Raw genomic sequence first — 25,480 nt, 5'->3', positions numbered from 1 at the left:
GGGTGCCGGGGGCCCGCCGGGGCCGGGCGTGCGTCAGGCGTCCTTCTTGGGCTCCTCCAGACGCGGGAAGAGCACCGCGCCCTTCGTCACCGTCACCCCGGCCGGGAGCTGTCCCCACCGGCCGGAGTCGGCGAGCCGCTGGTCGGCGAGGGCGCCCAGGGCGGGCTCCGCGCCGAGGGACTCCCACAGCTTCTGGGAGGTCTCGGGCATGACCGGGTTGAGCAGGACGGCCACGGCGCGCAGCGACTCGGCCGCCGTGTAGAGGATCGTCGCCAGACGGGCGCGGCCCTCAGGCGAGTCGTCCTTGGCGACCTTCCAGGGCTCCTGCTCCGTGATGTAGCCGTTGACCTGCTTCACGAAGTCGAAGACGGCCAGGATGCCGCCCTGGAAGTCCAGCTCCTCGCCGATCTTCCGGTCGGCCTCGGCGACCGCCTCGGCCAGGCCGCGCTGGACCGCCTGCTCGGCGTCCCCGGCCGCCGTGGCCTCCGGCAGGGCGCCGTCGAAGTACTTGCCGACCATCGCCGCGACGCGCGAGGCGAGGTTGCCGTAGTCGTTGGCCAGCTCGGAGGTGTAGCGGGCGGTGAAGTCCTCCCACGAGAACGAGCCGTCGCTGCCGAACGCGATGGCCCGCAGGAAGTACCAGCGGTAGGCGTCCACGCCGAAGTGCGAGGTCAGGTCCTGCGGCTTGATGCCGGTCAGGTTCGACTTCGACATCTTCTCGCCGCCGACCATCAGCCAGCCGTTCGCGGCGACCTTCCCCGGCACGGGCAGGCCCTGCGCCATCAGCATGGCCGGCCAGATCACCGCGTGGAAGCGCAGGATGTCCTTGCCGACCAGATGCACGTCCGCCGGGAACGTCGCGTCGAACTTCGCCTGGTCGGCGCCGTAGCCGACGGCCGTCGCGTAGTTCAGCAGGGCGTCGACCCACACGTAGATGACGTGCTTGTCGTCCCACGGGATCGGGATGCCCCAGTCGAACGTGGAGCGGGAGATCGACAGGTCCTGGAGGCCCTGCTTGACGAAGTTCACGACCTCGTTGCGGGCCGACTCGGGCTGGATGAAGTCCGGGTTCGCCTCGTAGAACTCCAGCAGCTTCGGGCCGTAGGCGGAGAGCTTGAAGAAGTAGTTCTCCTCCTTGAGGATCTCCACCGGCTTCTTGTGGATCGGGCAGAGCTTGGCGCCCTGCTCGTCCTCGATCAGGTCGCCGGGGAGCTTGTACTCCTCGCAGCCCACGCAGTACGGGCCCTCGTAGCCGCCCTTGTAGATCTCGCCCTTGTCGTACAGGTCCTGCACGAACTCCTGGACGCGGTCGGTGTGGCGCTTCTCCGTGGTGCGGATGAAGTCGTCGTTGGCGATCTCCAGGTGCTCCCAGAGGGGCTTCCACGCCTCCTCGACGAGCTTGTCGCACCACTCCTGCGGGGTGACCCCGTTCGCGTCGGCCGTGCGCATGATCTTCTGACCGTGCTCGTCCGTGCCGGTGAGGTACCACACCTTCTCGCCGCGCTGACGGTGCCAGCGCGTGAGCACGTCGCCTGCGACGGTCGTGTAGGCGTGGCCCAGGTGAGGAGCGTCGTTGACGTAGTAGATGGGGGTCGTGACGTAGAAGGACTTCACGCCTTCGCCCCCTTGCTTCTCGGATCCAGTGGCCGCCATGGTCGAAATCCTATCGGTCGGCCGAAGCGCCCCTCGCCGTCGTTCACGGTGCGGGACGTCGCTCGCGCCGCGGGGGCCGGGCGGGCCGCCGGTCCGGTGGGCGACCGGGCCGCGGCGGCCGGCCCGGTCACCGCACCGGCGGTGGGCGCCGGGCCTCAGACGGACCAGGCGGCGAGGAGCTCCCGGAAGAAGCGGGCGTGCGGGACGTCCTTGGGGGCGGGCCCCGCGTGGACGAAGGCGGTGTTCGCGACGTCGAGCCTGCGGAGGTAGTCGAACGCCTTGGCGTCCTCCTCGCCGAACGCCACGAACTGCCAGAACACCGGCCGCCCCGTCGCGGCGGCCTCCTCCAGGGCCTGGGTGGCGGCCGTCCTGGACTCCGGGGCGCCGTCCGTCTGGAAGACCACCAGCGCGGGGCGGTCCGGGCCGGCCTTCTCGTGGTGGGCGAGGACCTCGCGCACGGCGCGGTCGTAGTTGGTGCGGCCCATGCGGCCGAGGCCGTCGTGGAGGGCGGTGACGCGGTCCTCGGCGTTGTCGAGGGTCAGCTCCCCCGTGCCGTCGATCTCGGTGGAGAAGAAGACGACGGGCACGGTCGCCTTCTCGTCCAGGTGCGCGGCGAGGGCCAGCGCCTGCTCGCCGAGGCGCTGCGCGCTGCCGTCCTTGTAGTACGGGCGCATGGAGCCCGACCGGTCGAGCACCAGGTACACCGTGGCGCGCGCCCCGAGGAGCCCGCGCCCCCGCAGCGCCGCACCGGCGGCCTTGTACGCCTCGGCCACGCCCTCCGGCGCGACGCGCTTGACCTGCCGCAGGGCCACGGCGGAGGTGCCGGGCTCGCGCTGGTCGGCGGGGGCGGGGGCGGGGGCCGCTTCGGTGGTGGTTGCTTCGGCGGTGGCCGGCTCGGGGGCGGGGACTGCTTCGGCGGTGGCCGGTTCGGTGGCGGTGATGCCGGTCGGCTCGGGTGCGTCGGTGGCGGACGGTTCGGGCTGGTCCGTGGTGGCGGGCTCCGGCTCGTCCTGGGCGGGGGCCGGGTCGGGGCGGCCCGCGGCGGCGGTGGGGTCGCCGGCGGTCGCCGGGCGCTCGTCCGCCGCGGTGGTCTCGGGCTCCGGGTCGGCGGCGGGCCCGCTCTCCTCCTCGGCGGTGGCCCCGTCACGGGCCTCCTGCGGTCCGGCCCCGGTGGCCTCGGTACCCGCGGTCGCATCGGCGTCGGCGTCGGTGTCCGGCGTGCGGGTCTCCGCCGTCCCGGCGGCCGGAGCGGGGGCCGGGGCGGCGTCGTTCCCGGCGGTCGGCGCCCGATCCACGGACGCAGGGGCGTCGGCGTCGGGCCCGGCCTCCGGCCGGGTGCTCGCCTCGGTGGCGGGCCTGCCGTCCGAGGGGGCGTCACCGGGCTCGGCGGCCCGCGCCTCGGCTTCGGGCACCGCCGAGGCGGCGGCCGCGGGGTCGGTCTTCTCCTCGGAAGCGTCGCTTCGCGCGGCCTCGGGCTCCCGCTCGGTCGCGGGCTGCGGCGCGGCTGCGGCCTCCGCCGGGGCGGCGGTGGCCTCGGTGGCGGGCTCCGGTGCCGCTTCGGCCTCCGGGCCGGCCGGGGCGGCGTCCGCCTCGGGTGCCGGGACGCTCGCCTCCCGCGCCGGGGTGGCCCCGGACTCGGGTGCCGGGGCGGCGTCCGCCTCGCGCGCCGGGGTGACGGTCCCGGAGGCCGGGGCGGCGGCGTCCGCCTCGGGCTCCGCGGCGGCCTCCGGCTCCGGGTGGGCGGCGGAGTCGGTGCGGGCGGGGGGAATGGTGGGCTTCGGGTCGTCGAAGGACGCCGCCACCAGTTCCGCCGCGACCTCCTCCGGGGACCGGTCGGTGTCCTGGCGGTCCTGCTGGGACGGGACCGTCGCCGACGTCGACGGCTCGTCCCGCGGCACCGTGCGTTCCGCCTGGGGCGGGACGGAGGGAGTGGCCGTCGACGTACCCGCGTCCCGCTCGTCGTCGCGGTCGCGGCCGAACACCTTGCGCAGCAAGCTCCGAATGCCCATGGGCCATGGCCTTTCGCATATTGGGTGCCGTATATGTCCGTACTGCTGGGAATACCTGGGAATCATCCCTGGCCAGGGCGGACACGTAAGGTTAGCCGCCCGGAGTGGCGCGGAAGGGTGGCGTCCATTCGCGTCAACCCCGCCCCCTTTGCCCCGCATTCATCACACGTTCACCCCTCCGCCGCCGCCCTGCACGGGGATCCGCCTAACGTCGCCGCCGGACGATCGAGACACCACGTCGGCGCGGTGCGCGCCGAAGGAGGAACCCGTGCGCAAGCTGCTGCCGTTGCTCACCACGACCCCGCACGCCGGCGGCCGGTCCGCCCTGACCTGCCGTTACCGCTGCGGGGACGCCTGCTTCCACGACGTGCCCAACACCAGCGGCAACCCGTACGTGGGCGACGTCATCGCCGGCGCGCTCTCCCGCCGTTCGATGGTGCGCGCCGCCGCCGTGGTCACCGTCGCGACCGCCGCGGGCGGCGCCGTCCTCGGCGCGGGCGCCCCGGAGGCACACGCCGCCCAGGCGGGACGGGGCCACGGGCACGGCGGCCCCTCCGGCAGGGCACAGGGCGCGCGCGGCCTGCGCTTCACTCCCGTCGCGCCCAACACGGCGGACCAGGTCACCGTCCCGCCCGGCTACACCCAGAACGTGGTCATCCGCTGGGGCGAGCCGATCCTGCGCGGCGCGCCCGCCTTCGACCCGGACCGGCAGACCGCCAAGGCGCAGGCGGGCCAGTTCGGTTACAACAACGACTTCCTCTCCCTGCTGCCGCTGCGGGGCGAGCCGGGCCGCCAGGTGCTCGTCGCGAACCACGAGTACACCGACGAGGTCCTGATGTTCCGCGGCTACGACCCGGAGAACCCGACCCGCGAGCAGGTCGAGATCGCCTGGGCGGCGCACGGCCTCTCCGTCGTCGTCGTGCAGGAGGAGCACCGCTCCGGCCGGCTGACCCCGGTCACCCGCCACCCGCTGAACCGCCGCCTCACCGCGACCAGCGTGTTCGAGATGACCGGCCCGGCGGCCGGCGGCGACCTGCTGAAGACCTCCGCCGACCCGTCGGGCCGCAAGGTCCTCGGCACGCTCAACAACTGCGCGGGCGGCACCACCCCGTGGGGCACCACGCTCCACGGCGAGGAGAACTTCAACCAGTACTTCGCGAACGGCTCCTCCGCCACCGACAAGCGCTACGGCATCGGTTCCGGCCCGACCGAGCGCAAGTGGGAGCGGTTCGACAAGCGCTTCGACGCCCAGCGGGAGCCGAACGAGTCCCACCGCTTCGGCTGGGTCGTCGAACTCGACCCGTACGACCCGGACTCCACGCCCCGCAAGCGCACCGCGCTCGGCCGGTTCAAGCACGAGGCGGCGCAGCCCCGGCTGACCGACGACGGCCGCCCGGTGGTGTACATGGGCGACGACGAGCGGTTCGACTACTTCTACAAGTTCGTGTCGTCCAAGCGCATGATGAAGGGCGGCTCCCGCGCCGCCCGCGCCCACAACCTGACCCTGCTCGACGAGGGCACGCTGTACGTGGCGAGGCTGACCGGCGACTCGCCCGCCGCCGAGCTGGACGGCACCGGCAAGCTCCCCTCCGACGGCGAGTTCGACGGCTCCGGCGTGTGGATCCCCCTCGCCACGGGCGACGTGTCGCACGTCCCCGGCATGACCGCCGAGGAGGTGTACGTCTTCACGCGCCTCGCCGCGGACAAGGTCGGCGCCACGAAGATGGACCGCCCCGAGGACGTCGAGCCGTCGCCCCGCACGGGCCGCGTGTACGTCGCCCTCACCAACAACTCGCAGCGCGGCACGGCCGGCAAGCCCGGCGCGGACGAGGCCAACCCGCGCGCCCGCAACAAGCACGGCCAGATCCTGGAGCTCGCCGAGCACTGGGACGACCCGGCGGCGGACGGCTTCGCCTGGCGGCTGTTCCTCGTGGCGGGCGACCCGGAGGACCCGGCCACCTACTTCGCCGGGTACCCGAAGGAGAAGGTGTCGCCCATCTCCTGCCCGGACAACGTCGCCTTCGACCCGCACGGCAACCTCTGGATCTCCACGGACGGCAACGCGCTCGGCTCGCACGACGGGCTGTTCGGCGTGGCCACGCACGGCGAGCGGCGCGGTGAGCTGAAGCAGTTCCTCACCGTCCCGGCGGGCGCCGAGACGTGCGGGCCGATCATCCAGGAGCGCCGCGTCCTGGTGGCCGTGCAGCACCCCGGCGAGGTGGACGGCGCCTCCGTGGAGAAGCCCGCCTCGTCGTGGCCCGACGGACCGGGCCGGCTGGTCCGCCCCGCGGTCGTCGCGGTGTACCGCAGGGACGGGCGCCCGATCGGCGTCTGACCGGCCACGAGCCGGGCGGGCGCCCACCGGAGCCGGGTGCCCGCCCCCGCACACGGCCGGACGCCCCCGCCACGCGGGGCACCGGGGGCGCCCCCGGCGAGGGGCGCCCGGCCGCGAAACCCCCCGGTGCAGCGGGTCCGCACGGCAGCCGGACCGCACCGGGGCAGGGGCTTCACGGGGTGGCGCGAGCCTGTGCGCGCCACCTCGTGAACTGCTCCTCCGGGTCGCCCGTGTACGACCACGGCGCCCGCGACACCCGCGCCCCCAGCAGCCCGAAGAGGTGCTCCGCCATCTCCAGCCGCCCCGCGTAGCAGGCGGCGTGCGTCAGGTAGTTCAGCAGCTCCACCTCCTCCGGCCTGACCGGCCCCGGCGCCCGGTCCCCGATCCACCGCTCCCAGGTGCGCCGCACCTCCGTCACGGCCAGCTCGTGCTTCCAGTGCTGGTCGAAGCCGCGCACCGAGCCGGGCCCCCGGCCCCGCCCGAGCGCCCCGTCCACCACGTACCGGTACTCCTCGACGCGGGCGATCTGCACCAGTACCGGCAGCGGGCAGCCGGGCGGCGCCGCGCCCGCCGCGTCCCGCGCGAAGTCGTACATGGAGCCGTGCGTGCCGTGCCACCGGGCCGACCAGTAGCGCAGCAGCTGCACGTGCCCCTCCGTGTTGTGCGGGTCGCGCCGCCGCAGCTCGTCCCACCAGCGGCGCAGCTCCGCCCGGCTCACCCCGCCCTCGTACAGCCGGGCCACCGTCAGCAGCGACACCCACGGCATCGGGTCCGCAGGGCGGGCGTCCGCGGCGGACAGGCAGGCCAGGACCGTCGAGTCGAGCCGGGCCGGGTCGACGACGCTGCCGCGGCCCGCCGCGATGGCCGCGTCGAAGACCCGGACCACCTCCGTCGCCGCCCGCAGCACCGCCGCGTCCGGGTCGTCCGGCTCGGCGGCCCGCCAGGACTCGACGGCGCACGTGCCGGCCGCCGCGTGCGCGAGGAGCCGGACGCGGTGGGTGCGGCGCGGCCAGTCGTCCCCGGTGGCGCGCAGCAGGTCCCGTACGCCCTGCCAGCGGCCGATGGCGATGTCGTGGCGTACGTCTCCGAGGGCCTCGTCCCCGAAGTACGGGTCCAGGTCGGGCACGAAGCGGCCCTCCCGCCCGGAGCGGCCCGCCCGGCCCATGAGGCCGGTGCGCCGCGCGGCGCCGCCGTGCCGTGGTCTTCCCGTGCCCCCGGTGCGGTCCGGTCGTCCCCCTCCGGTGGCACGATGGCGTGCGGCCATGCCTTCTCCCCCCGATCGCGTGGTCAGTCGCGTTTGGTCAGAAGTCGGTCGCCAGGGTCTCGTCGGCGGCCGGCCGGTGCTGCCGCGGTACGTCGCCGTACGGCCCGGCCGGGTCGTACGGGTCGTGCGACCCGTGGGTCCGGCCGGTCTCCGCCGCCAGCGCGCGTACCGCGTCCAGCTTCGCCGGACGGTAGTACGAACTGCCCCGCCGCCAGTACCAGATCATCGGAATGAGACCTGCCGCGAGCCCGCCGAGCCCGACGCACAGCGACGCGGCGGGCAGCGCCGTCAGCGACTCGCAGAAGATCCACAGCATGAAGACGGCTCCCGCGAGCGGCCACACCCCGCCCAGCACGAAGTCCCGTACGGACGTCAGCAGCAGGCGGCGGTACGCGACGACGGCGGCGAGCCCGGCGAGGCCGTAGTAGAAGGCGATCTGGAGTCCCATCGCGCCGACCGCGCCCGCCAGGATGGCGCCGACCGAGCCGAACGCGTTCGACGCGACGAACAGGGCCAGCGCGACCGCTCCGACGACGGCGACCGCGACCCACGGGGTGTTCCAGCGCCGGTGCACCCGCCCGAACGCGGCGGGGACGGTCCGGTCGCGGCCCATCGCGAACAGCGTGCGCGTCACCTGTATCAGCGTCGTCTCCAGGGTCGCGACGGTCGACAGCATCACCGCCAGGACGAGCAGCTTTCCGCCCGCGCCCGGCCAGATCGCCTCACCGAGCAGCGCCAGGGTGCCGGCCCCGCCGTGCGTGGTGATCTCCTCGGCGGTCAGGATGACGTTGACGGCGATGGTGAACGCCTCGAACAGCAGGAACACCACCCCGACCCCGATCAGCGCCGACAGCCCGGCGGTGCGGCGGCCGTCGCGGGTCTCCTCGCTCAGGTTGCTCGTGACGTCCCAGCCCCAGTAGTAGAACGCCGCGATCAGCGCGCCCGACGCGAAGCCCGACACCCCGTCGAAGTGGCCGAATCCCAGCCACGACCAGTCGAAGGCCGCCGCCGCTCCGCCGCGCACCACCGCGCCCAGCACGAACAGCAGCAGGAGGACCAGCTCCACACCGGAGACGACGAGCTGCGCCCGCACGGTGAGCCGGACCCCGCCCAGCACCACCAGCAGCATCGCCGTGAACCAGCAGGCCCCCACCGCCGTCGCCGCCCAGGTGTCCTCCGCCAGCGCGGGATCGAACAGCGACAGCGTCAGCGCCCCGGCCGGCACCGAGCCCGCCACCATGAACAGCGTCGTGGACACGACGAGCGCCCAGCCGCACAGGAACCCGAGGAACGGGTGCAGGGTGCGGCCCACCCACGAGTACGCGGCGCCCGCGTTGGCGTCGAGCCGCCCGAGCCGCCCGTACGCCAGCACGATGCCGAGCACGGGGAGCGCGCAGTACAGCAGCGCGGCGGGGGCCGCGAGGCCGACGGCGCCGACGAGCACGGCCGTCGTCGCGGCGAGCGTGTAGGCCGGGGCGCTGCCCGCGACCGCCATCACGACGGTGTCGAACGTGCCCAGCGCGTTGGGTCTCAGCCCTCTGCCGGATGTGTTGCGCATGCCGAACGTCCTTGGTTGGCAGGGGATATGGCGCGAACAGGCGCATCGTAATCCCGTCCCCGGAACCGGGCGGTCCGGACCAAGGCGCCGCTGTCGCGTTCGCGTCGGACGGCGGGGGCGCCGTGTTGATCCACTTGCCGGTTCGGCGCGGCGGGTGTGCCCTGGGAGGACAGCCGCCGCGGGGCCGCGCACGACGGGGCCACGCCGTGCGCGGCCCGGCCCGCCGGACGGCGCCGTACGGCCGTACCGGACGCGCCGCGCCGGAGGGCCGGACGGCGACCCGACGGTGGCCGGACGGTGGCCCGAAGGCTGCCGGAAGGCTGCCGGAAGGTGGCTGAAAAGCGTCGCTGTGGTGGCTGGAAGGGGTCATTGGCCGGTTCGCCGGTCTGGCCGTCGGCCATGTCGGAAGGAGCAGCCATGGGCGCACACGCAGCCCCGGCACGGCACCGCCGCCCCCGTTCCCGCCCGCGGACCGGGCGGGGCGCCGTCCGCCGCACCACGCTGAGCTGGGCGATCCCCGCCGCGCTCGGCGCCGTATACGCGCTGTACGCGGGCTTCCTCGACCGCGGCGCCTCCCCGACGAACTGGGGCGACGTCGTCTTCGGCCTGGTCTCCGGGCTGGTCTTCGGCGCCCTCTGCTACGGCCTCGGCCGGGTGCAGCGGCGCCTGCCCAGGGAGGTGCGGGGGGCCGCGTACGGGGCGCTCGGCGGCATCGCCATCGGCTTCCTGCACAACGTGTCCGGGGCGTCCGTCCTCAGCAGCTCCGTGATCGGCCTGCTCGTCGGCGCGGGCATCGGAGCGTCGGCGTTCTACCTCTTCTACACGCACGAGTGAACCCCGACAGTTGAAACCCCTACCACTCGTGGCGGGGCCTGGGCCTCACCGGCCCCGGCCCCGGCCAAGTCGACCGGCGGGGGCCTGCCCGGCACCGGCCCGGTCACGTTCGCCGGCATCGGGGGCACAGGCACGGCGGCCACGCACTGCTCGCGAGCGGTGCGAGGCGTTCACCGCTCCAGATCCGCCGCTCCGGGCCCCAGGTCCGCCCGCTGTCGCGGGAGACGCGGAGGGACAGCAGGCGCAGGCGGCCGGCGCCCTCCGGCTGGTCGCTCATCCGGCGGCCCCCCGGTGAGGATGCCTGCGGATATGCACGTTGCGGTCGCTGACCGCCGACAGGTCGCCCGCGCGCCTGTCCACCTCCCTGCGCGCGGCCAGTTCCGCGCACGTGGCGCAGCCCTCCACCGGGACGGGCTCCCGGCCCGGAGGGGAGAGGTGCACCGCGTCGTCCATGACGGTTCTGTGAGCCATGCGCCAAGGCTGCCGAGAGCCGCCGCTCACGCGGGAGTTGACCGGTGTTGACATACTCTGGTGGTCACCGGTCAATGCCATGGGGTGCACGATGCGTGACGAGTTCGCGGATGTGGCGCGCAGGGCGCTGTATGAGCGCGGCTACTCGATAAGGGCTGCCGCCCGGACACTCAACTACGACCCGGCCTTCCTCTCCCGCGTACTCAACGGCAGGCAGCGGGCCTCTCCGCGACTGGCGCGTGCGCTGGACGACCTGCTGGGCACCGGCGGGGCGCTGGTGGGCACCCTGCCGGGTGAGGACGACCGCGCCCGGCTGGCCCGGGGTACGGCGAACCCCTCGCGCCTGGACGGCGGCACGGTGGACGCGATCGCCGGGGTCCTGGCCGCGTACCGGAGGCTGGACGACACGATGCCGCCCCGCTCCGTTATCCCGGCCGTTCTGGCCCAGACGAAGGAGGTCATGCGGCTGCTGAAGGGGGCACGGGGGCCGCACAGGGACCGCCTCGCCGAGACCGCTTCGGAGTTCGTGCAGTTCGCGGGATGGCTCTTCGCCCAGGAGCGGCAGGACCGCGAGGCGGTACGGCTCCTGGGCGAAGCGGTCGAACTGGCCGACGACACCGGCAACGGGACACTGGCCGCCCAGGCCCTCAACTTCCGGGGTTACCTCGCCCGGCAGCAGGGCAGTGCACAGGGCGTGGCCCGCTGGTACTCGGCCGCCGCCTTCACTCCGGGCGCCCACCCGGCGCAGCGGCTGGGGGACCTGCTCCAGGCCGCCGCCGGTCTGGCGGAGCTGGGCTCGCGGGACGACGCCCTCCGCCTGGTGGAGCACGCCGAGCGGCTCACCGACGAGGCCGCCGCGCTGCCGCCGCCGGACACGGCGTACTGGCTCACGCCCGAGTTCAACCGCCTCAACATGGGGTTGGCGAGCCTGGGCCTGGGCCGGTACGCGGACGCCGTGGACCACATCACCGCAGGGCTGTCCGGGCTGCCCGAGGAACTGCGGAGCGCCCCGTGGACGGGGGAGCACCGGGCCGCCCTGCGCAGGGCGCAGGAGGCCCGCTGACCTGGGGCCGGGACGCGGCGGGGCCGATACGTGCCAGGCGGGGGCGAGATACGCGCCAGGTGCGCGCGACGTGGGGCGGAGCCGTACACGCGGTCTGCGCCCCGCCCGCCCGGCTCTACACGGCCCCGCCCCCCACCCGCCCCCCGACCGGCGGGTAGGGTTCCGGCCCGTGAGCAGGCCACCGAGCAGTCCAGCCAGCAGCCGCGCCGGCGGTCCCGCCGGGCTTCCCACCGACAGCACGGCCGGCGCTCCCGCCACGGGGGGCCCGGCCCAGGCTCCCGCCCCGGCCCAGGCCCCGGCCCAGGCTCCCGTCCCGGCCCAGGCCCCCGCCCCGACCGGGGCCCAGTCCCCGACCGGGGCCCCCGCCCCCCTCGCCGTCGTCGGCATCGGCGCCGACGGCTGGGCCGGCCTGCCCGAGCCGTCCCGCGCCGCCCTGCGCGCCGCCGACGTGGTCATCGGCGGCGGCGCCCGCCAGCTCGACCTGCTCCCGCCCGAGGTGACCGCGCGCCGGGTGCCGTGGCCCAGCCCCCTCCGCCCCGCCGTCCCCGCCCTCCTCGCGGAGCACGCCGGCAGGACCGTCGCCGTGCTGGCCAGCGGCGACCCCATGTTCCACGGCATCGGGCGGGCCCTCGCGGACGTCGTCGGCCCGCAGGGGCTGCGCGTCCTGCCGCACCCCTCCTCCGTGGCGTACGCCTGCGCCCGCATGGGCTGGCCGCAGGAGGACACCGAGACGGTCACCCTCGTCGGCCGCCCCCTCGACACCCTGTCCGCCGCCCTCCACGACGGCCGCCGCCTGATCGTGCTGAGCGCGGGCGCGGACACCCCCGCCGAGGTGGCCGCGCTGCTGCGCGCCCGCGGCTACGGCCCCAGCCGCCTGCGCGTACTGGAGCAGCTCGGCCACCCGGACCGCGAACGCGCCCTGCACGGCACCGCCGACGACTGGCCGCACCCGCCGGGCGACCCCCTGAACCTGGTCGCCGTCGAGTGCGTCCGCGCGCCCGGAGCCCCGCGCCTGGGAGCCGTACCGGGCCTGCCCGACGAGGCGTACGAGCACGACGGGCAGCTCACCAAGCGCCACGTCCGCGCCGTGACGCTCGCCGCGCTGGCGCCCGCCCCCGGCGAACTGCTCTGGGACATCGGCGGGGGCTCCGGTTCCATCGCCGTGGAGTGGATGCGCGCCCACCGCACCTGCCGCGCGGTCACCGTCGAGCGCGACCCGGCGCGGGCCGGGCGCATCGCCCGCAACGCCGCCGCCCTCGGCGTGCCCGGCCTGCGCGTGGTCACCGCCGCCGCCCCCGAGGGGCTCGCCGGCCTGGAGGAGGCGCCGGACGCGGTCTTCATCGGCGGCGGCCTCACCGCGCCCGGTCTGCTGGACGCCTGCTGGGCGGCGCTGCGCCCCGGCGGCCGGCTGGTCGCCAACACCGTGACGCTGGAGTCGGAGGCGCTGCTCGCCGAGCGGTACCGGCGGCACGGCGGCGAGCTCGTCCGGCTGGCCGTCGCGCACGCCGTGCCGGTGGGCGGCTTCACCGGCTGGCGGCAGGCGATGCCGGTCACGCAGTGGTCCGTAACGAAGGCGGGAGCAGAGGAACAATGACGGTCTACTTCATCGGCGCGGGCCCCGGTGCCGCCGACCTGATCACGGTGCGGGGCGCCCGCACCCTGGCCTCCTGCCGGGTGTGCCTGTACGCGGGCTCGCTCGTGCCGAGGGAGCTGCTGGCCGAGTGCCCGCCGGACGCGCGGCTCGTCGACACGGCCCGCATGGACCTGGACGCCATCACGGCCGAGATGGTCGCCGCCCACCAGGCCGGGCACGACGTGGCACGGCTGCACTCCGGGGACCCGTCGGTGTTCAGCGCCGTGGCGGAGCAGATGCGGCGCCTGGACGCGGCGGGCGTGCCGTACGAGGTGGTGCCGGGCGTACCGGCGTTCGCGGCGGCCGCGGCGGCGCTGAAGCGGGAGCTGACCGTCCCGACGGTCGGCCAGACGGTGATCCTGACGCGCGTCGCCCAGCAGGCCACGCCCATGCCGCAGGGCGAGGACCTGGCGACGCTCGGCCGCAGCGGCGCCCTGCTGGTCCTCCACCTCGCGGCGCGGTACGTCGACCGCGTCGTCGCCGAGCTCGTCCCGCACTACGGCGAGGACTGCCCGGCCGCCGTCGTCGCGATGGCCAGTCGCCCGGACGAGGTGGTGCTGCGCGGCACCCTCGCGGACATCGCCGGGCAGACGAAGGCGGCGGGGATCACCCGTACGGCGGTCATCATCGTCGGGCGGACACTGGCCGCGACGGAGTTCCGCGACAGCCACCTGTACTCGCCGGAGCGCGACCGGCACGTCTGCGACTGACGGCGCGGCGCCACGGCGCACGCCCGACGCTCCGCGACCCCCGCAACGAAACTGACTGCCCATCAGTTCCGCGGGATGAGATTCCCCACACAGAAAACCAGGGGTGTGTGGGCAACTGCGTGGATCGCCCGGAATCGCCCGGCCGTGGAACCCCCCGTTCCCGGCCGGGCCCCGCGACGTGACCAGAACTCACGGCCCTCCCAAGGGCTTTGCTCCGTACGATCGTGCGATCGCCGACACGTACCACCCCGTTCACGACGTCCGCTCCCGAGAAAGAGCATCCGTGAAGACCACACGAACTCTCGCAACGGCCGTCGCCGCTGCCGTCACCGCCCCCCTCCTGCTCCTCGCCGCCGCCCCGGCGTACGCGACGACGGTGACCCCGCCGCCCGCGGCGCCGCCCGTGTCCGCGCCGACCCCGTCGCCGTCGCCGGCCGCGTTCGGGAAGAAGCCGTCGATCGCGGAGCTGGAGAAGGCGGTCGCGCAGGCCCGGAAGGCGCACCAGGACGCGGTGGCGGTCCAGGAGGCCGCCCTCAAGGAGCTGAAGAAGTCCCACCGCGAGCGCGACTGGCCGGAGGCGGTCGCGCTCGTCGCCGCCGAGAAGGAGGCCGAGACCGCCACCGCCGCGCACACCGCCGCGGCGAAGGCGCGGGAGGAGGCGGAGGCGAAGCTCGCCGCCCTGCCCGGCACGGCGACGCCCGAGGAGCGCGAGGCCGCCGAGAAGGCCGTCGAGGCCGCGCGGGCCACCGAGGCCACCGCCGCCACCACGAAGGCCACCGCCGACGCGAAGCGTGCCGCCGCCGACGACACCTACATCGACCGGTACATCGAGGACGTGAGGGCGTACAGCCTGCTCCGGAAGGCCGTGGAGACGGCCGCCGCCGACCTCGCCGCCGCGGAGAAGGCCCTGGAGGACGCCAAGAAGAACGGCGACGGAGGCGACGACGACGGCGACGACGGTATGTGCAAGGGGGACGACCGCCTCGTCGCCGAGCTGACCGGCCTGCCCGCGAAGGTCACCGCGGGCGGCACCGTCGACTTCACGGTCCGCGTCACCAACAACACCGGGGAGGCGGTGGACCGCGCATACGGCCGGGTCACCCTCGCACCGGGCACCCACACCCTGGTCCCCCTCTTCAAGCCCCGGTACGCCGTCGGGACCTCCACCACGTGGCGCGACTGGAACTCGTGGGGGATCGACGTGAACGTCGGCGCGCTGAAGCCCGGCGCCCACGCGGACCTGCGGCTGCGGCTCAGCCCGTCCGCGAAGCTGGAGAAGTGGTCGGGCCGGATCGAGGTGAGCGGCTCGTACGAGCGCGACGGCGAGTGCGCCGCCAACACGACGCTCAAGAGCCACACGTTCCAGGTCGTCGCGGCCACCCCGTCGCCCACCCCCACGCCGACGGCCAACACGCCCGCCCCGCAGGGCGGTACGAAGACCGCGCCGCTGACCGGCACCACGACCACGGCGGCCACGACGGGCGGGACGCTCGCCAAGACCGGCTCGTCCGACGCCCTGAACGGCCTCGCCCTGGCGAGCGGTGCGGCCGTGCTCCTGGGCGCCGCCGCCGTCTACGGCACCCGCCGCCGCCGGACGACCGGCGCCTGAGGCCGCAGCCCGAAGGCTGACCGGCACCGCCCGAGCCGCCGGAGGGCAGCCCCGAAGGGCCCGCCGGCAGCCCGAAAGCCTCACCGGCAACCCCGAAGGCCCCGGCCGCGATCAGCGGCCGGGGCCCTCGCACGCGCACCACGCACGCACGCGGTGGGGGTGCGCCCGGCTGCCGCCGTCCTGACGGGGAGGCAACCGCCGAGCCGGGCACACCGTCCCGCACCACCTACGGAACCACAGGGCCCAACCGCCCCCGCAGAGCCGGAAGTCCCGCCACCGGGGGCCCACCGGCCCCCGTCCGCCCCCGTCAAGGAGCCGATGCGCCCTTCCGCTCGCCCGGCGATCTGTGTTCACTGGCGGACGCGAGGACGGACGAACGGGAGGCGCCATGGCGGGAAAGCGAGCCGCGAGGTGATCGCGGTGGTCGGGCACACCGACCTGACCACGGAGACCCTCACCCTGGTCGAGGCGGAGCTGAGCGCCCGCCTGCTCCGGGAGGCGGACGGCGCGAAGGGCGTCGTACGGGTCGGCGCCGGCGTCCCGGTGGCGGCCGGCCGCGCGGCCCGGCGGGCGGGCAGGCCGCTGGTGGTGCTGCTCCCGGCCCAGGGCTCGGTCCCGGCGGTGCTCCCGTACCGCGACCGCCACGCGGCGGGCGAACTGCTGCTGCTGGCGGAGCAGATGAGACTGATGCCGTACGACCCGGAGGGTCGCGACGCCTGCGTGGCCGCCGACGAACGGATGATCACCACCAGCCGGCGCCTGCTGGCGGTCTGGGACGGCTCCCCCTCCAACGGCCGCGACGCCACCGCGCACCTCGTCGCCTTCGCGCGCGCCAGGGGCATCCCGGTCGACGTCGTCTGGCCCGCGGGAGCCACCCGCCGCACCCCGGCCACCGCGCCGGCCTCCGTCACCGTCGCCGCGTCGGCCGCGCCGCGCCGGACCCCCGCGGCCTCGGCGGCCGGCGGCGGCCGGCGGCCGGGCGGCCCCGGGCCGGGCGCCGCCGGGTCGGGCGCCTCCGGACCGGGCGGCCCGAGGCCGGGCGGTCAGCCCAGGATGCCGCGCTCGTAGAACGTCGCGACGGCGGCGGCCCGGTCCCGCGCGGCGAGCTCTGCGCACAGATGGGTCGGACGGCTCCTTCAATGAGTACCGGGGCGGGCGGTGTGGTCGGGGTGGCCGGTGGTGCGGCGGGCCTCCTTCATCTCCGCCTCGTACAGATGGCGGCGCCCACCGGCCAGCTGCTCCACGGCGGCCCCCTCGAGCGCCCGGAACGGCTCGTAGTACGTGTCGTCGTAGGCCTCGACGACCTGGAACGTCCAGTGGCCCGGGATGACGTTGCGGCCCAGGATCTCCGCCGCCACGCGGTCGGCCCACTCGGGCCGGCCGGCCTCGCGCAGCAGGGCGACGGCCCGGTCGAGCTCGAGGTCCGCGGTGCCGGTGAGCTGGTGGAACGCGTAGAGGTGCCCGCGTGCCCGCTCCGTCGTCTCGCGTGCCTTGGACAGTGACCCCAGGGCCTCCACCAGCGTGTCGTCGAGCCCCTCGGGGCGCTGGTGGGCCCGGTCGGGGCCGTCGTGGTGCTTCTGCATGGTGCGTGCCGCCGTTTCGCCGGTGCCGTTCGGGAGGGGACGGGCGGGTGCCCGCCGCCGGGCCGGTCCGGGACGCCGGGCCGGTCCCCGGAGGGGTACCCCGTGCCCCGTGGCCGCATGACCGGTGCCGCCGAACGGCGGAGGAGCGGCGGCGCGCGGGTGCGGGCGGCGCCGGGCGTGGTACCCGCCTCGTACCCGTGCGGTCCGCGCACGCCGTACGAAGGGCGACCGATGCAGACCTTCCTGCCCTACCCCGACTTCCGGGCCTCGGCGCAGGCCCTGGACCGCCGCCGGCTCGGCAAGCAGCGGGTCGAGGCGCTCCAGGTCCTGCGCGGCCTGACGGTCCCCGGCTACGGCTGGCGCAGGCACCCGGCGGTACGCATGTGGGCCGGCTACGAGGAGGCGCTGGTCCGGTACGGCCTGGAGATGTGCCGGGTCTGGCGCGACCTGGGCCACCAGGACAGCTGCGCGGCCTCCCTCGTGTCCGGCTTCGCGGCGCTGCACCCGCACGCCCCGGTGCGCGACCAGCCGGAACTGGCGGCGGCCGGGGAGCTGCCGCCGTGGCTGGGCGACGACGCCTTCCACCGCAGCCACAGGTCGGCCCTCGTACGCAAGGACCCGGACGCCTACGTGCCCCTCTTCCCGGAGGTCCCCGACGACCTCCCGTACGTCTGGCCCCCCTCGGACCGCCGCACGGCCCTCCACCCGGACTGACCCGCCGTTCGGACGGCCGCCCACCCACCCCGCCACCGGTCGGTGGATTCACGCCCCCCGAGTCCGCGCCGGGCGGCCGTACCCGCCCTGACCCGGAGCGGCGCGACCGACGCGTGCTCGGATGCGGCCCGGTGCTTCTGCAGCGCGGCCGGGTCGTGATCGTCGACCGCGGAGCTCTCCCGCCACTCGACCGACCCGAGCACCCGCTGTGGACGAATACCGGGACGACACGGTCCGGAGAACGTCGAAGGGCCCCACCGCGAACGGTGGGGCCCTTCGACATCGTGCCCGGTGAGGCACTGGCGGAGGATACGAGATTCGAACTCGTGAGGGGTTGCCCCCAACACGCTTTCCAACTGTTCGTACGGGGGTCCGGCGGGGGTCGGGGGCGTCCTGACCTGCGGCGGAGCGTTCGGGGTGACCTCGTGCGGACGGGCCCGGACGGGGGCGAATGAGACCAGAACTGAGACCGGGACTGCTGCCTGTCCCTGCCGGCGTGAACTCGGCGAGCTGTTCCTGTTAACCGACTCTATCTGGGGCGCTGAGCTGGAAACATCCTGCTGCTCCGCAGCCGCGGTGAGCGGTCCGGCCTTGCCTTCAGGCCAGCAGCCATAGGTCGCCTTGAACACCCTTTGCAGACACAGAAGATGGTGTTGACTGTCTGCCAGGTAGCCGATCACACGGGGTGAGAGAGGTCGGGAGGCAGTAGTGGAGCAGGTCGGGGGCGGAGAGGGTGCTCTCCGGAAACCGTCCCATGTCAGCAATGAGCTCTCCGGGCAGGTAGATGGGCCTGCCGTCCAGGCAAGGGATATTCACGGCGACGTGAACATCACGATGACAGGACCACCGTCAGTAGCCGAGGTTACTGACGAGGCCCTCGCTGAGGAGTTGCGCAGGGCATCGCAGATCTGGAGGGCCCGGTTCGCCAGTGTCGACTTGGTCAACCTGCCAAGGATGGCGATGCTCGCGCAGACCAACGCGGTGGCAACTGCAGCAAGAAGAGCCGGACTCGACGGCACGAGGCCATTTGCCGGGCAGGGGATGGCGCCTGGAGAGTTCGTCCGGATCGTTCGCCCGTTGTTCGAGACGTGGGACGCGGAGGCGGTGACGCTCAGCGAAGGCACGGCAGAGAAGGTGCATCGTGGCCTTCTGGTCTCTTTTGAAGGCGCTATGCGCTGCAACAACCCGCCCGAGCCTCCGCTCAAGGAACCGACTGGAGTGCTGACCAAGGATCCTTACCTTGCCTTCTCTATTGGGGCGAGGAGGGTGGTCGTCACCTTTGACCCACGTTGGCTAACGACGGCGACGGCGACTACGACGCTCCATGAAGCTGCTCAGGAGCCGCTGGTCTTCTCAGGTATCGGCACTGTGGCATCGGTATCGGCAGGAGGGAGGATTCGAATCTCCGCGCTTGCGTTCGGGCAGCCGGAAACTCTGGCACAGGCTCAGTTGGAGTACGCAAAGCAGTCTCTTGTTCCGGAGCCGCCCGGGTTGACGTGGATGGACTTCCGTAACGAACTGTCAAAGTCGGAGCTCTCGCAGCTCCATTTGGGTCAATCCCGGGAAAGGGAAACGGTGAGCCGCAAGAGTATCGCTCTACTGTTTGATGAAGATGAGGTACTGCCTGGGCAGATCGACCGAGACGTGTTGACGCAGGTCTCGCGGGTTGTCCCCGAGTATCGGCGTGATCTGGGTGTGGCCGTCGCGAGTCTGCTCTTCAACGACAACGGGGTTGCGGTTGCTGACCTCGCTGCTCACTTCCTAGCCCGGGAACCCGCACTCTGGAAGACCCTCACGGTCCCTGGGCTTACCACTCTGATCAAGTCCTTCAACATCGCTGTCTCTACCGTTTCTGGGCTCAGCGAGGAGCAGGCGGCGGACCTAGACGCGGCGATGCGTGAAACGGTTTCCAGCTATCTCGGCTGTGTTGAGGTGGATAGAAACTTGCCCCTGCATGATCGGCTGTTGCCGCCGTATGACGATTATCATGTTGCCGGTGCGGAATTGCGGCTGGTTTATAGCGCGGCAAGGCGGCTTCAGGATGAGGCTAATGGCGAGGACCTCGAAGAACCGTTGAATGAATGGCGGGAGAGGGGGCTGTTTCGCACCGTGGCATGGGAAGAAGATCTGGAACAGTCTGCAGCCGAGGAAAGGGATGAATCGATGCTTATCCAGGCTTGGCTGAATTCGCAGTCTGAATGATTCCATCGGAGTGATCGATCAGGAGCGCTCTGCTGTAGCGGGGTCGTGTGTCGGAGCTTAGGTTCAGGGCCGAGTGAAGCTGACGCGATTACGACATCGGCTTCAAGAAACGGACAAGAGTTGCCAAGTACATGGCACTCCAACCAATGTGCACCGCCAAACCTCACGTTCGTCTGGCCTGCGACCGGGACGCTGCGAGTTTGACGAGCCCCTGCCGATCAGTCCCTGTTGGGTGAGCCTGTGGTGCGTGTCATGTTGAAGGTGAGGCTTGAGAAGTCCCGCCCTTGAAGCACCGGACCGTTCTGGGTGCCGCCGCTGATGCTGTTGTGGACATCGCCACTCGATGAGCTGGGCTGTGCTCGCTGCCACCACTCCTCGAGCAGTACGCGGAACTCTCCATCCAGGGCCGCTCGTACGCCGAGGGCAGTGGCCAGTGCCTGCGCGCGCATCGGGTCGACAGGGTCTCCCTCCAGCGCGGCGACTTCCAGTTCGCCGGAGCTGACCTGCGGTGTCCCGTCTTCTTGCGTTCCCTGTGCCGCGGCTCGCCCGAACGGGCGCCGCACCAGCGCGGTAAGTCCTTGCCACGCCTGACGTCCGGCTTCGCCGCCGAGCCCGCCGGCCAGCGCGGCGAGGGCCGCTGCGGTGATCGGGTCCATGCTGGGGACTCCCTCGTTTGGTAACGGATCCCACCTTAAGTTGGCCTCACGGCCTCCCAAAGCGGTTCCGGCATATCCAGGTCCGCACGGGCCTGGACTGATGTAAGTGAGACCAGAATTGAGCCGGGAGGTGGCCCTCAGGGTGAATCGAGGCTCACGCTGAGGCAGTCGTGCGATCTTCCCACCCATCCTGGCCGTCCTGGAGGAACAGACGTGACGAACCAGAACACGGACGAGCGTCCGGGCATCGCCGCCGCCATCGTCGTGAACGAGGGACGTGTGCTGATGGTGCGCCGCCGGGTCAGCGAGGGACAGCCTTCTTGGCAGTTTCCGGCCGGCGAGGTCGAGCCCAGGGAGGCCCGCGAGGACGCAGCCGTGCGGGAGACCCAGGAGGAGACCGGGCTGACCGTGCGGCCGTGAAGCTGCTCGGCGAGCGCGTCCACCCCAAGACGGGCCGACTGATGTCGTACACCGCATGCGAGGTACTGGACGGCACGGCCCACGTCGCGGACACCGAGGAGCTGGCCGAACTGGCCTGGGTCGCCCATGGCGAGATCCCGGAGTATGTGCCGTACGGACTGTTCGAGCCGGTGCAGGACTACCTCGACGGGGCCCTGCCTTCCTGAGTGGGCCCCAGGCCACAGAATCGTGCGTGCAGGAGAGCGCGTTGTCGTTGTCGGGGCGGGGGTGGCAGGGCTCACCACCGCCTTCGTTCTCGCCGAGACCGGAGCCTCGGTGCACGTGATCGCCGAGCAGGTGCCGGGCGTCACCTCGCTGGCGGCCGGGGCGATGTGGGGGCCGTACCTGGTCGGGCTGTGGTCTTCCACGCCCGAGCCCTGTTCCTCCCTGGCGGGGAACGCGCGGCGACCGACCTCCCGGAGCAGTGGTCGTTGCCGGCCTGGGACTTCGAGACCGACCGGTACACCGACCGCGCTTCGGCCTGGCGCACAGCTCGCCGCCCTGGCATGGGCCAGGAGGTCGAGGCCCAGGTGCGAGGCAGGGACACGGTGGCCGTCGAGGCGGCCTTCGCCGAGTCGTGTGCACAGGCTGTGGACCGTGCTCAGAACCCAGGAAAGTACGGGGACACCGACGAGTGGTAGACGCCCCGCCACCCTTCTCTGGTTGAAGGCTGGCGCAAGCGCGGGGAGCGGCCGACACCGGTCGGCTGCCTCCCTCCTACCTTATTTGAGCATCAGGAAGAGACCGGCCAAGGATGCTCCGAGGACCATGGTCCCGGCGAAGGCGGTGCCCCCTCGGCTGATGGCGGCGGGCACTGTGAGCCCCTCCCAGCGCGCGAGGGCCATTGCTGCACCACCTACTCCCATCGCCAGAAGGGTGATCATGAGCAAGGCGACGAGGAGCAGTTCAGCCTGCGTGAGGTGCACGGGAAGTCTCCGAGTTCGGTTCGTGAAGGGGGGTTGGGGGCGACGCGTCTACACGATCCAGCTGCGCGGTGATTGGCGGTAACGTTTGGATGTTGTTCCGGCGACAACGGCGGGTTGTCGCGGAACAACACGGGGAGAAGCGATGGGGGAGCGGAAGAAGCGCCCGGGGCGTCCCTGGGCACCGCCCAAAGGAGCCAGCGCCGAAGTCATTTCGTTGGTCCAGATGGTTCGTTCATGGATCGACGAGGCTGGTCTGAGCGTTCGGGACATCCATAGCCGTCTGACCCCGGAGCACTTCGCGGACGGGAGAGTCGCAGACCTCCGCCGCCTGCGCATTCATCTGTCAGGGGAAGACCTGACCTGGGATGTGGTGGAGGCCGTCGCGGATGTGTGCTTCCCTGACGAGCCGGCCCACCAGGCGCTGGGTCGCGTACGCGAGGCACGTGCCCTCTGGGACAAGGCGCAGAGCGCTCCGACCCTGGTCGCCGTCGACGGTCAGGTGGTCGTGTCGCCGCGCGAACTCATCGAGGAGAAGGAACGCACGATTCAGGTCTACCGGGACCTCGTGCGTGCGCGCCAGGCATACGAGACCAGTGAGCAGGGGCGTCAACAGGCGCTCCGGATTGCCTCGATGCTCTTTCTCGTCCTCGGCCAGGCACAAGCCAAGGTTGCTGAGCTGTCGCGACGTATCGACGCACGCACCGGGGTCGGTGTGTACTCACCGGACCCGACGCGTGCGCTGCAGCCGCAGCTTAAACGTGCTCGGGACCAGGAGGCGCGCCTGAGCGCCCAGCTCGAACGTGCGGTGAGCCAACGTGACGAAGCCCAGCGCATCGCCGACCTTGCTGCCCGGCGCGTGCAGATGCTGGAGGCGTATCTGCTGGACATCGGCCAACAGCCGCTGGTCAGCGACGCTGGAGACCTGGCCGTGATCTCCGCTGACGCCGTCGTTCACGACGTACCGGGCGAGGACAGCGCTCTTGACCAGTTCGACGAGATCCTGGCGCGAACCGACGACGCCTTGGACCGTGAACAGGAGGCTGTGCGAGACGCCGCAGACGACCTGGGTGTCGTCGCAGAGCCCCATGATTCCTCCGACGCACGCATCATTGCGGGAAGCGTTTTTCCACACCCCAGGTCGTCGGCAGGAGACTCTAGCCCCGAGTTGTTCCGGACAACCCTGAACAACTCTTACGGGTTGGACGACGACGTTGCCGTGCTGCGCGAGAGGCTTGCTCTCGCCGAGAAGGATCGGCACAAGACGGCCGTTAGTCTTCAGCAGTCGCTGCTCCCAAAGGAGTTGGAGCAGCCCGACGATCTGCGCATCGCTGCCACCTACCAGCCCGGAGACTCCGACGCGGGTGGCGACTGGTACGACGTTGTCTCCCTAGGGGCCGGCCGTACGGCCTTCGTCATCGGCGACGTGATGGGCCGCGGCGTGCGCGCCGCTGCGGCCATGGGTCAGCTGCGTGCCGCTGTTCGAGCCTATGCTCGACTGGACCTGCCTCCCCATGAGGTGATCCAGCTCCTCGACGGCCTTGCCGCCGAGATCGCCGCCAGCCAGATCGCAACCTGCGTGTACGCCGTCCACGACCCGCACGGAGGGCAGCTCGTCTACGCGTCCGCCGGGCACCTGCCGATTCTCGTACGGGACGAGGACGGCACCGTCCGCCGCGCCGAGGACCCCACCGGGGCCCCGCTCGGCACCGGCGGGTGGCGGCACGCCTCCGGATCCATCGGCCTGCCGCCGGGCTCCACCGCCGTTCTCTACACCGACGGCCTGGTCGAACGCCGGGACCGGGACATCGACGAAAGCGTGGCCGTACTGGAGCGCACACTCGCCGGTGTCCAGGGCACCCCTGGCGACATCTGCGCCACGCTCTTGCGCACTCTGGGTGCAGATGCCTATCTCGAGGACGACATCGCCGTGCTTGCTCTCCAGCACCCCACCCGCACCGGCGCGGATGCCGAGCTCTTTGTCCATGCGGCGCTGGATCTCGGCGGCGGCGTGGAGACAGCCCCGCGCGCCAGGAGATTCGCGCGCAACACGCTCGCCTCCTGGCGTCTCCCAGCCGGGACGTGCGACCTTGGCGTGCTGGCCGCGAGTGAGCTGGTGGCGAACGCTCTCCAACACGGCACCCCACCCGTGGGGCTGCGCCTGCGCCGCACCGATCGCCGGCTGATCATCGAGGTGACGGACGCGGACGATCATCTGCCGCGTAGGCGGCAAGCCGGACCAGCTGACGAGGCTGGTCGTGGCATGTCGGTCATCGCTGCGATTGCTTCGTCCTGGGGGTCTCGTCGCGACTCAGGCGGGGGCAAGGCCGTCTGGTGCGAGCTGCCGCTGGGGGGCTAGGAAACGCCGTTGCGCGCACAGCTCGTTCGGATTCCTCTGACAATGCCGTCTGTGTTGCGCCGAGGCCGGAAGGGCTCGAACTCCCGTTCTGAATAGTGGCGTTGGATCTCTTATGCGCCCTGTTGAGTGTCAGTGGTCGTTCCTATGGTGGAGGAATGGCTAATGGGGTGTGGCACACCGGATACGGCATAGAGATCAATCTGTCCCTGCCCGACCTCGGTCACCCGGACCGTCCCGATCTGCTCCAGGAGATCACCGCCCGCGTCTCCGAGCGTGACCCGCAACTGCTTGAATGCCTGGCGCACCACGACAAGCGCGAGTGCCTGTCGGAGTCGGGCGGGAAGTCGCCCTGGATGTTCATCCGCCGGGGGCGCGCCGGCGGCCGGCGACCGCTCGTCGCCTCCCACCTGCCGATCACGCACAAGGCGACGCCGGCGGAGAGCGCCCAGCACAAGGCCACCAAGGAGCGGATCGTCGAGACCGCCGGGCGGCACGGCCTGGACGCCGAGGCCGAGGTTCCCATCGGCAACCGGCGCAGCATCTCGGACGCCGTCGTCGTCGGACCCGGCGGCCTGCGGATCGGCTGGGAGATCCAGTACCACCACCTCAGTCCCAGCAGCGTCCACCGGCGCTCGGTCAACGCTGTGGAGCACGGCATCACTCCTCTCTGGGTGGCGAAGGACCGGACGGCCTCCCTGATCGACCGCGCTCCGTGGGCGCGGGTCGACGACATGCCGTGGAAGGACATCGCCGACGGCAGGGAGATGGTGATCCGCGGAGGGTACCGGCACCTCGAAGTCTGGAAGTGCGTAGCGAGCAGCGAGCGCCACTGTCTCGTCAGCGAGGGTGCCGGCCACTGTGGCGCGATTCACGCGGACTGGTTCGTGCCCGCGCTCTGCCTCCCGGAGAAGAAGCCGGTCTTCATCGAGGACCTGGTCCTGCAGAGTGCGACGGGGGAGAGCGTCCCGGTCTACGTGCCCAGCCGAGGGAGCGGCCGCGCCGGTCGGCACATGTGGGTCTCGGCTGAGGACCGCGCGCTGTGGCAGGAGCTCATCGGCGAGAAGACGCCTCTCCCAACGGCCCCAGTCGAAGAGGAGGACGACCTGATCACCTTCGCCGAGCAGGAGATCGACCGTAACTGCAGAGCCGGGGAGGAGAGCTGGTTCGTCAGTGACGGCCGGCCCTTCCGCGATCTCGACCAGCCGACCGGCGGCTTCACGCTTCCCCGTATGCCGATCCAGCGCTCCCACGACCCGATGCGGATCACCACCGTGGAACGCGCCGCCGCTTCCGCCGCGCTGAGATGCCCGCCGTGGGAGCTCGGGCTGTGCGCCGGCTGCGGCCAGCTGATGCGACGCTACGGGCGGAACGCCGCCATGTACTGCAACGCGTGCCGGTCCGTCCTCAACGGGCGGTAGACGGGAACTGCAACCAAAACTGCAACC

General features: G+C 72.5%; 17 protein-coding genes and 3 pseudogenes. 13 read left to right on the top strand and 7 right to left on the bottom strand.

Annotated elements, in window-relative coordinates:
- Window positions 1-33: 33 nt before the first annotated feature.
- Complete coding sequence (metG, locus tag CP974_RS14370) at window positions 34-1,653, bottom strand: methionine--tRNA ligase (RefSeq protein WP_031128404.1); 1,620 nt, start codon at window positions 1,651-1,653, stop codon at window positions 34-36.
- A 155-nt stretch (window positions 1,654-1,808) separates the two neighbouring features.
- Window positions 1,809-3,662, bottom strand: coding sequence for a VWA domain-containing protein (locus CP974_RS14365; RefSeq protein ID WP_031128405.1), 1,854 nt, complete (start codon window positions 3,660-3,662; stop codon window positions 1,809-1,811).
- A 268-nt stretch (window positions 3,663-3,930) separates the two neighbouring features.
- On the opposite strand from CP974_RS14365, the gene CP974_RS14360 reads away from it, so the two are divergent.
- On the top strand, window positions 3,931-5,997 hold the full coding sequence (locus CP974_RS14360) for a PhoX family protein (protein WP_031128406.1): 2,067 nt from the start codon (window positions 3,931-3,933) through the stop codon (window positions 5,995-5,997).
- Between the two features lie 172 nt (window positions 5,998-6,169).
- Here CP974_RS14360 and CP974_RS14355 read toward each other — a convergent pair whose 3' ends face one another.
- Window positions 6,170-7,162 carry a hypothetical protein gene (locus CP974_RS14355; RefSeq protein WP_031128407.1) on the bottom strand — a complete coding sequence of 331 codons (993 nt, stop codon included), beginning with the start codon at window positions 7,160-7,162 and terminating at the stop codon, window positions 6,170-6,172.
- A gap of 136 nt (window positions 7,163-7,298) precedes the next feature.
- Window positions 7,299-8,819 carry an APC family permease gene (locus CP974_RS14350; RefSeq protein WP_031128408.1) on the bottom strand — a complete coding sequence of 507 codons (1,521 nt, stop codon included), beginning with the start codon at window positions 8,817-8,819 and terminating at the stop codon, window positions 7,299-7,301.
- A gap of 417 nt (window positions 8,820-9,236) precedes the next feature.
- On the opposite strand from CP974_RS14350, the gene CP974_RS14345 reads away from it, so the two are divergent.
- The gene (locus tag CP974_RS14345; protein WP_031128409.1) at window positions 9,237-9,653 is read left to right on the top strand and encodes a hypothetical protein; all 417 of its coding nucleotides are present in this window, start codon (window positions 9,237-9,239) and stop codon (window positions 9,651-9,653) included.
- Window positions 9,654-9,926: 273 nt separating this feature from the next.
- Here the strand turns inward: CP974_RS14345 and CP974_RS14340 are convergent, their stop codons facing one another.
- Window positions 9,927-10,124, bottom strand: a complete 198-nt coding sequence (locus CP974_RS14340) for a hypothetical protein (protein ID WP_031128410.1) — start codon at window positions 10,122-10,124, stop codon at window positions 9,927-9,929.
- A 91-nt stretch (window positions 10,125-10,215) separates the two neighbouring features.
- Between CP974_RS14340 and CP974_RS14335 the strand changes: the two genes are divergently transcribed.
- From CP974_RS14335 to CP974_RS14315, 5 genes and pseudogenes are all read left to right on the top strand, one after another.
- A complete protein-coding gene (locus tag CP974_RS14335; protein ID WP_031128411.1) occupies window positions 10,216-11,187 on the top strand; it encodes a helix-turn-helix domain-containing protein in 972 nt (323 codons plus the stop codon).
- A gap of 169 nt (window positions 11,188-11,356) precedes the next feature.
- A complete protein-coding gene (gene cbiE, locus CP974_RS14330; RefSeq protein ID WP_261344847.1) occupies window positions 11,357-12,781 on the top strand; it encodes a precorrin-6y C5,15-methyltransferase (decarboxylating) subunit CbiE in 1,425 nt (474 codons plus the stop codon).
- A complete protein-coding gene (cobM, locus tag CP974_RS14325; RefSeq protein ID WP_031128413.1) occupies window positions 12,778-13,530 on the top strand; it encodes a precorrin-4 C(11)-methyltransferase in 753 nt (250 codons plus the stop codon). The genes cbiE and cobM overlap by 4 nt, the downstream gene beginning before the upstream one ends.
- Before the next feature lie 283 nt (window positions 13,531-13,813).
- On the top strand, window positions 13,814-15,139 hold the full coding sequence (locus CP974_RS14320; protein ID WP_031128414.1) for an LPXTG cell wall anchor domain-containing protein: 1,326 nt from the start codon (window positions 13,814-13,816) through the stop codon (window positions 15,137-15,139).
- Between the two features lie 411 nt (window positions 15,140-15,550).
- Window positions 15,551-16,033 (top strand): annotated as a pseudogene (locus tag CP974_RS14315) (hypothetical protein); the annotation flags it as partial.
- A 242-nt stretch (window positions 16,034-16,275) separates the two neighbouring features.
- Here the strand turns inward: CP974_RS14315 and CP974_RS14305 are convergent.
- Entirely contained in the window at window positions 16,276-16,722 is a 447-nt protein-coding gene (locus CP974_RS14305) for a hypothetical protein (RefSeq protein WP_031128416.1), read from the bottom strand.
- 231 nt (window positions 16,723-16,953) lie between these two features.
- Between CP974_RS14305 and CP974_RS14300 the strand changes: the two genes are divergently transcribed.
- Together CP974_RS14300 and CP974_RS14290 are read left to right on the top strand one after the other, a co-directional pair.
- Entirely contained in the window at window positions 16,954-17,436 is a 483-nt protein-coding gene (locus CP974_RS14300) for an MSMEG_6728 family protein (protein WP_031128417.1), read from the top strand.
- A 954-nt stretch (window positions 17,437-18,390) separates the two neighbouring features.
- Window positions 18,391-19,638: a hypothetical protein gene (locus CP974_RS14290; RefSeq protein ID WP_140160800.1), complete on the top strand. Its 1,248-nt coding sequence runs from the start codon at window positions 18,391-18,393 to the stop codon at window positions 19,636-19,638.
- A gap of 218 nt (window positions 19,639-19,856) precedes the next feature.
- Here CP974_RS14290 and CP974_RS14285 read toward each other — a convergent pair whose 3' ends face one another.
- Complete coding sequence (locus CP974_RS14285) at window positions 19,857-20,294, bottom strand: hypothetical protein (protein ID WP_031128419.1); 438 nt, start codon at window positions 20,292-20,294, stop codon at window positions 19,857-19,859.
- Between the two features lie 213 nt (window positions 20,295-20,507).
- Between CP974_RS14285 and CP974_RS14280 the strand changes: the two are divergent.
- The 4 genes and pseudogenes from CP974_RS14280 (at window position 20,508) to CP974_RS14260 (ending at window position 25,453) form a co-directional block, all read left to right on the top strand.
- Window positions 20,508-20,920: pseudogene (locus CP974_RS14280) on the top strand (NUDIX hydrolase).
- Between the two features lie 22 nt (window positions 20,921-20,942).
- On the top strand, window positions 20,943-21,761 hold the full coding sequence (locus tag CP974_RS30995) for an FAD-dependent oxidoreductase (RefSeq protein WP_323132761.1): 819 nt from the start codon (window positions 20,943-20,945) through the stop codon (window positions 21,759-21,761).
- A 1,125-nt stretch (window positions 21,762-22,886) separates the two neighbouring features.
- Window positions 22,887-24,035, top strand: a pseudogene (locus CP974_RS30990) (ATP-binding SpoIIE family protein phosphatase); the annotation flags it as partial.
- Window positions 24,036-24,190: 155 nt separating this feature from the next.
- Window positions 24,191-25,453 carry a competence protein CoiA family protein gene (locus tag CP974_RS14260; RefSeq protein ID WP_223844629.1) on the top strand — a complete coding sequence of 421 codons (1,263 nt, stop codon included), beginning with the start codon at window positions 24,191-24,193 and terminating at the stop codon, window positions 25,451-25,453.
- Window positions 25,454-25,480: the final 27 nt, after the last annotated feature.

Origin of the sequence: Streptomyces fradiae ATCC 10745 = DSM 40063 (genome assembly GCF_008704425.1) — a bacterium.
GTDB lineage: Bacteria > Actinomycetota > Actinomycetes > Streptomycetales > Streptomycetaceae > Streptomyces > Streptomyces fradiae.
Note: the sequence above shows the minus strand (reverse complement) of the source record. Positions and strands in the feature narration are given on the sequence as shown.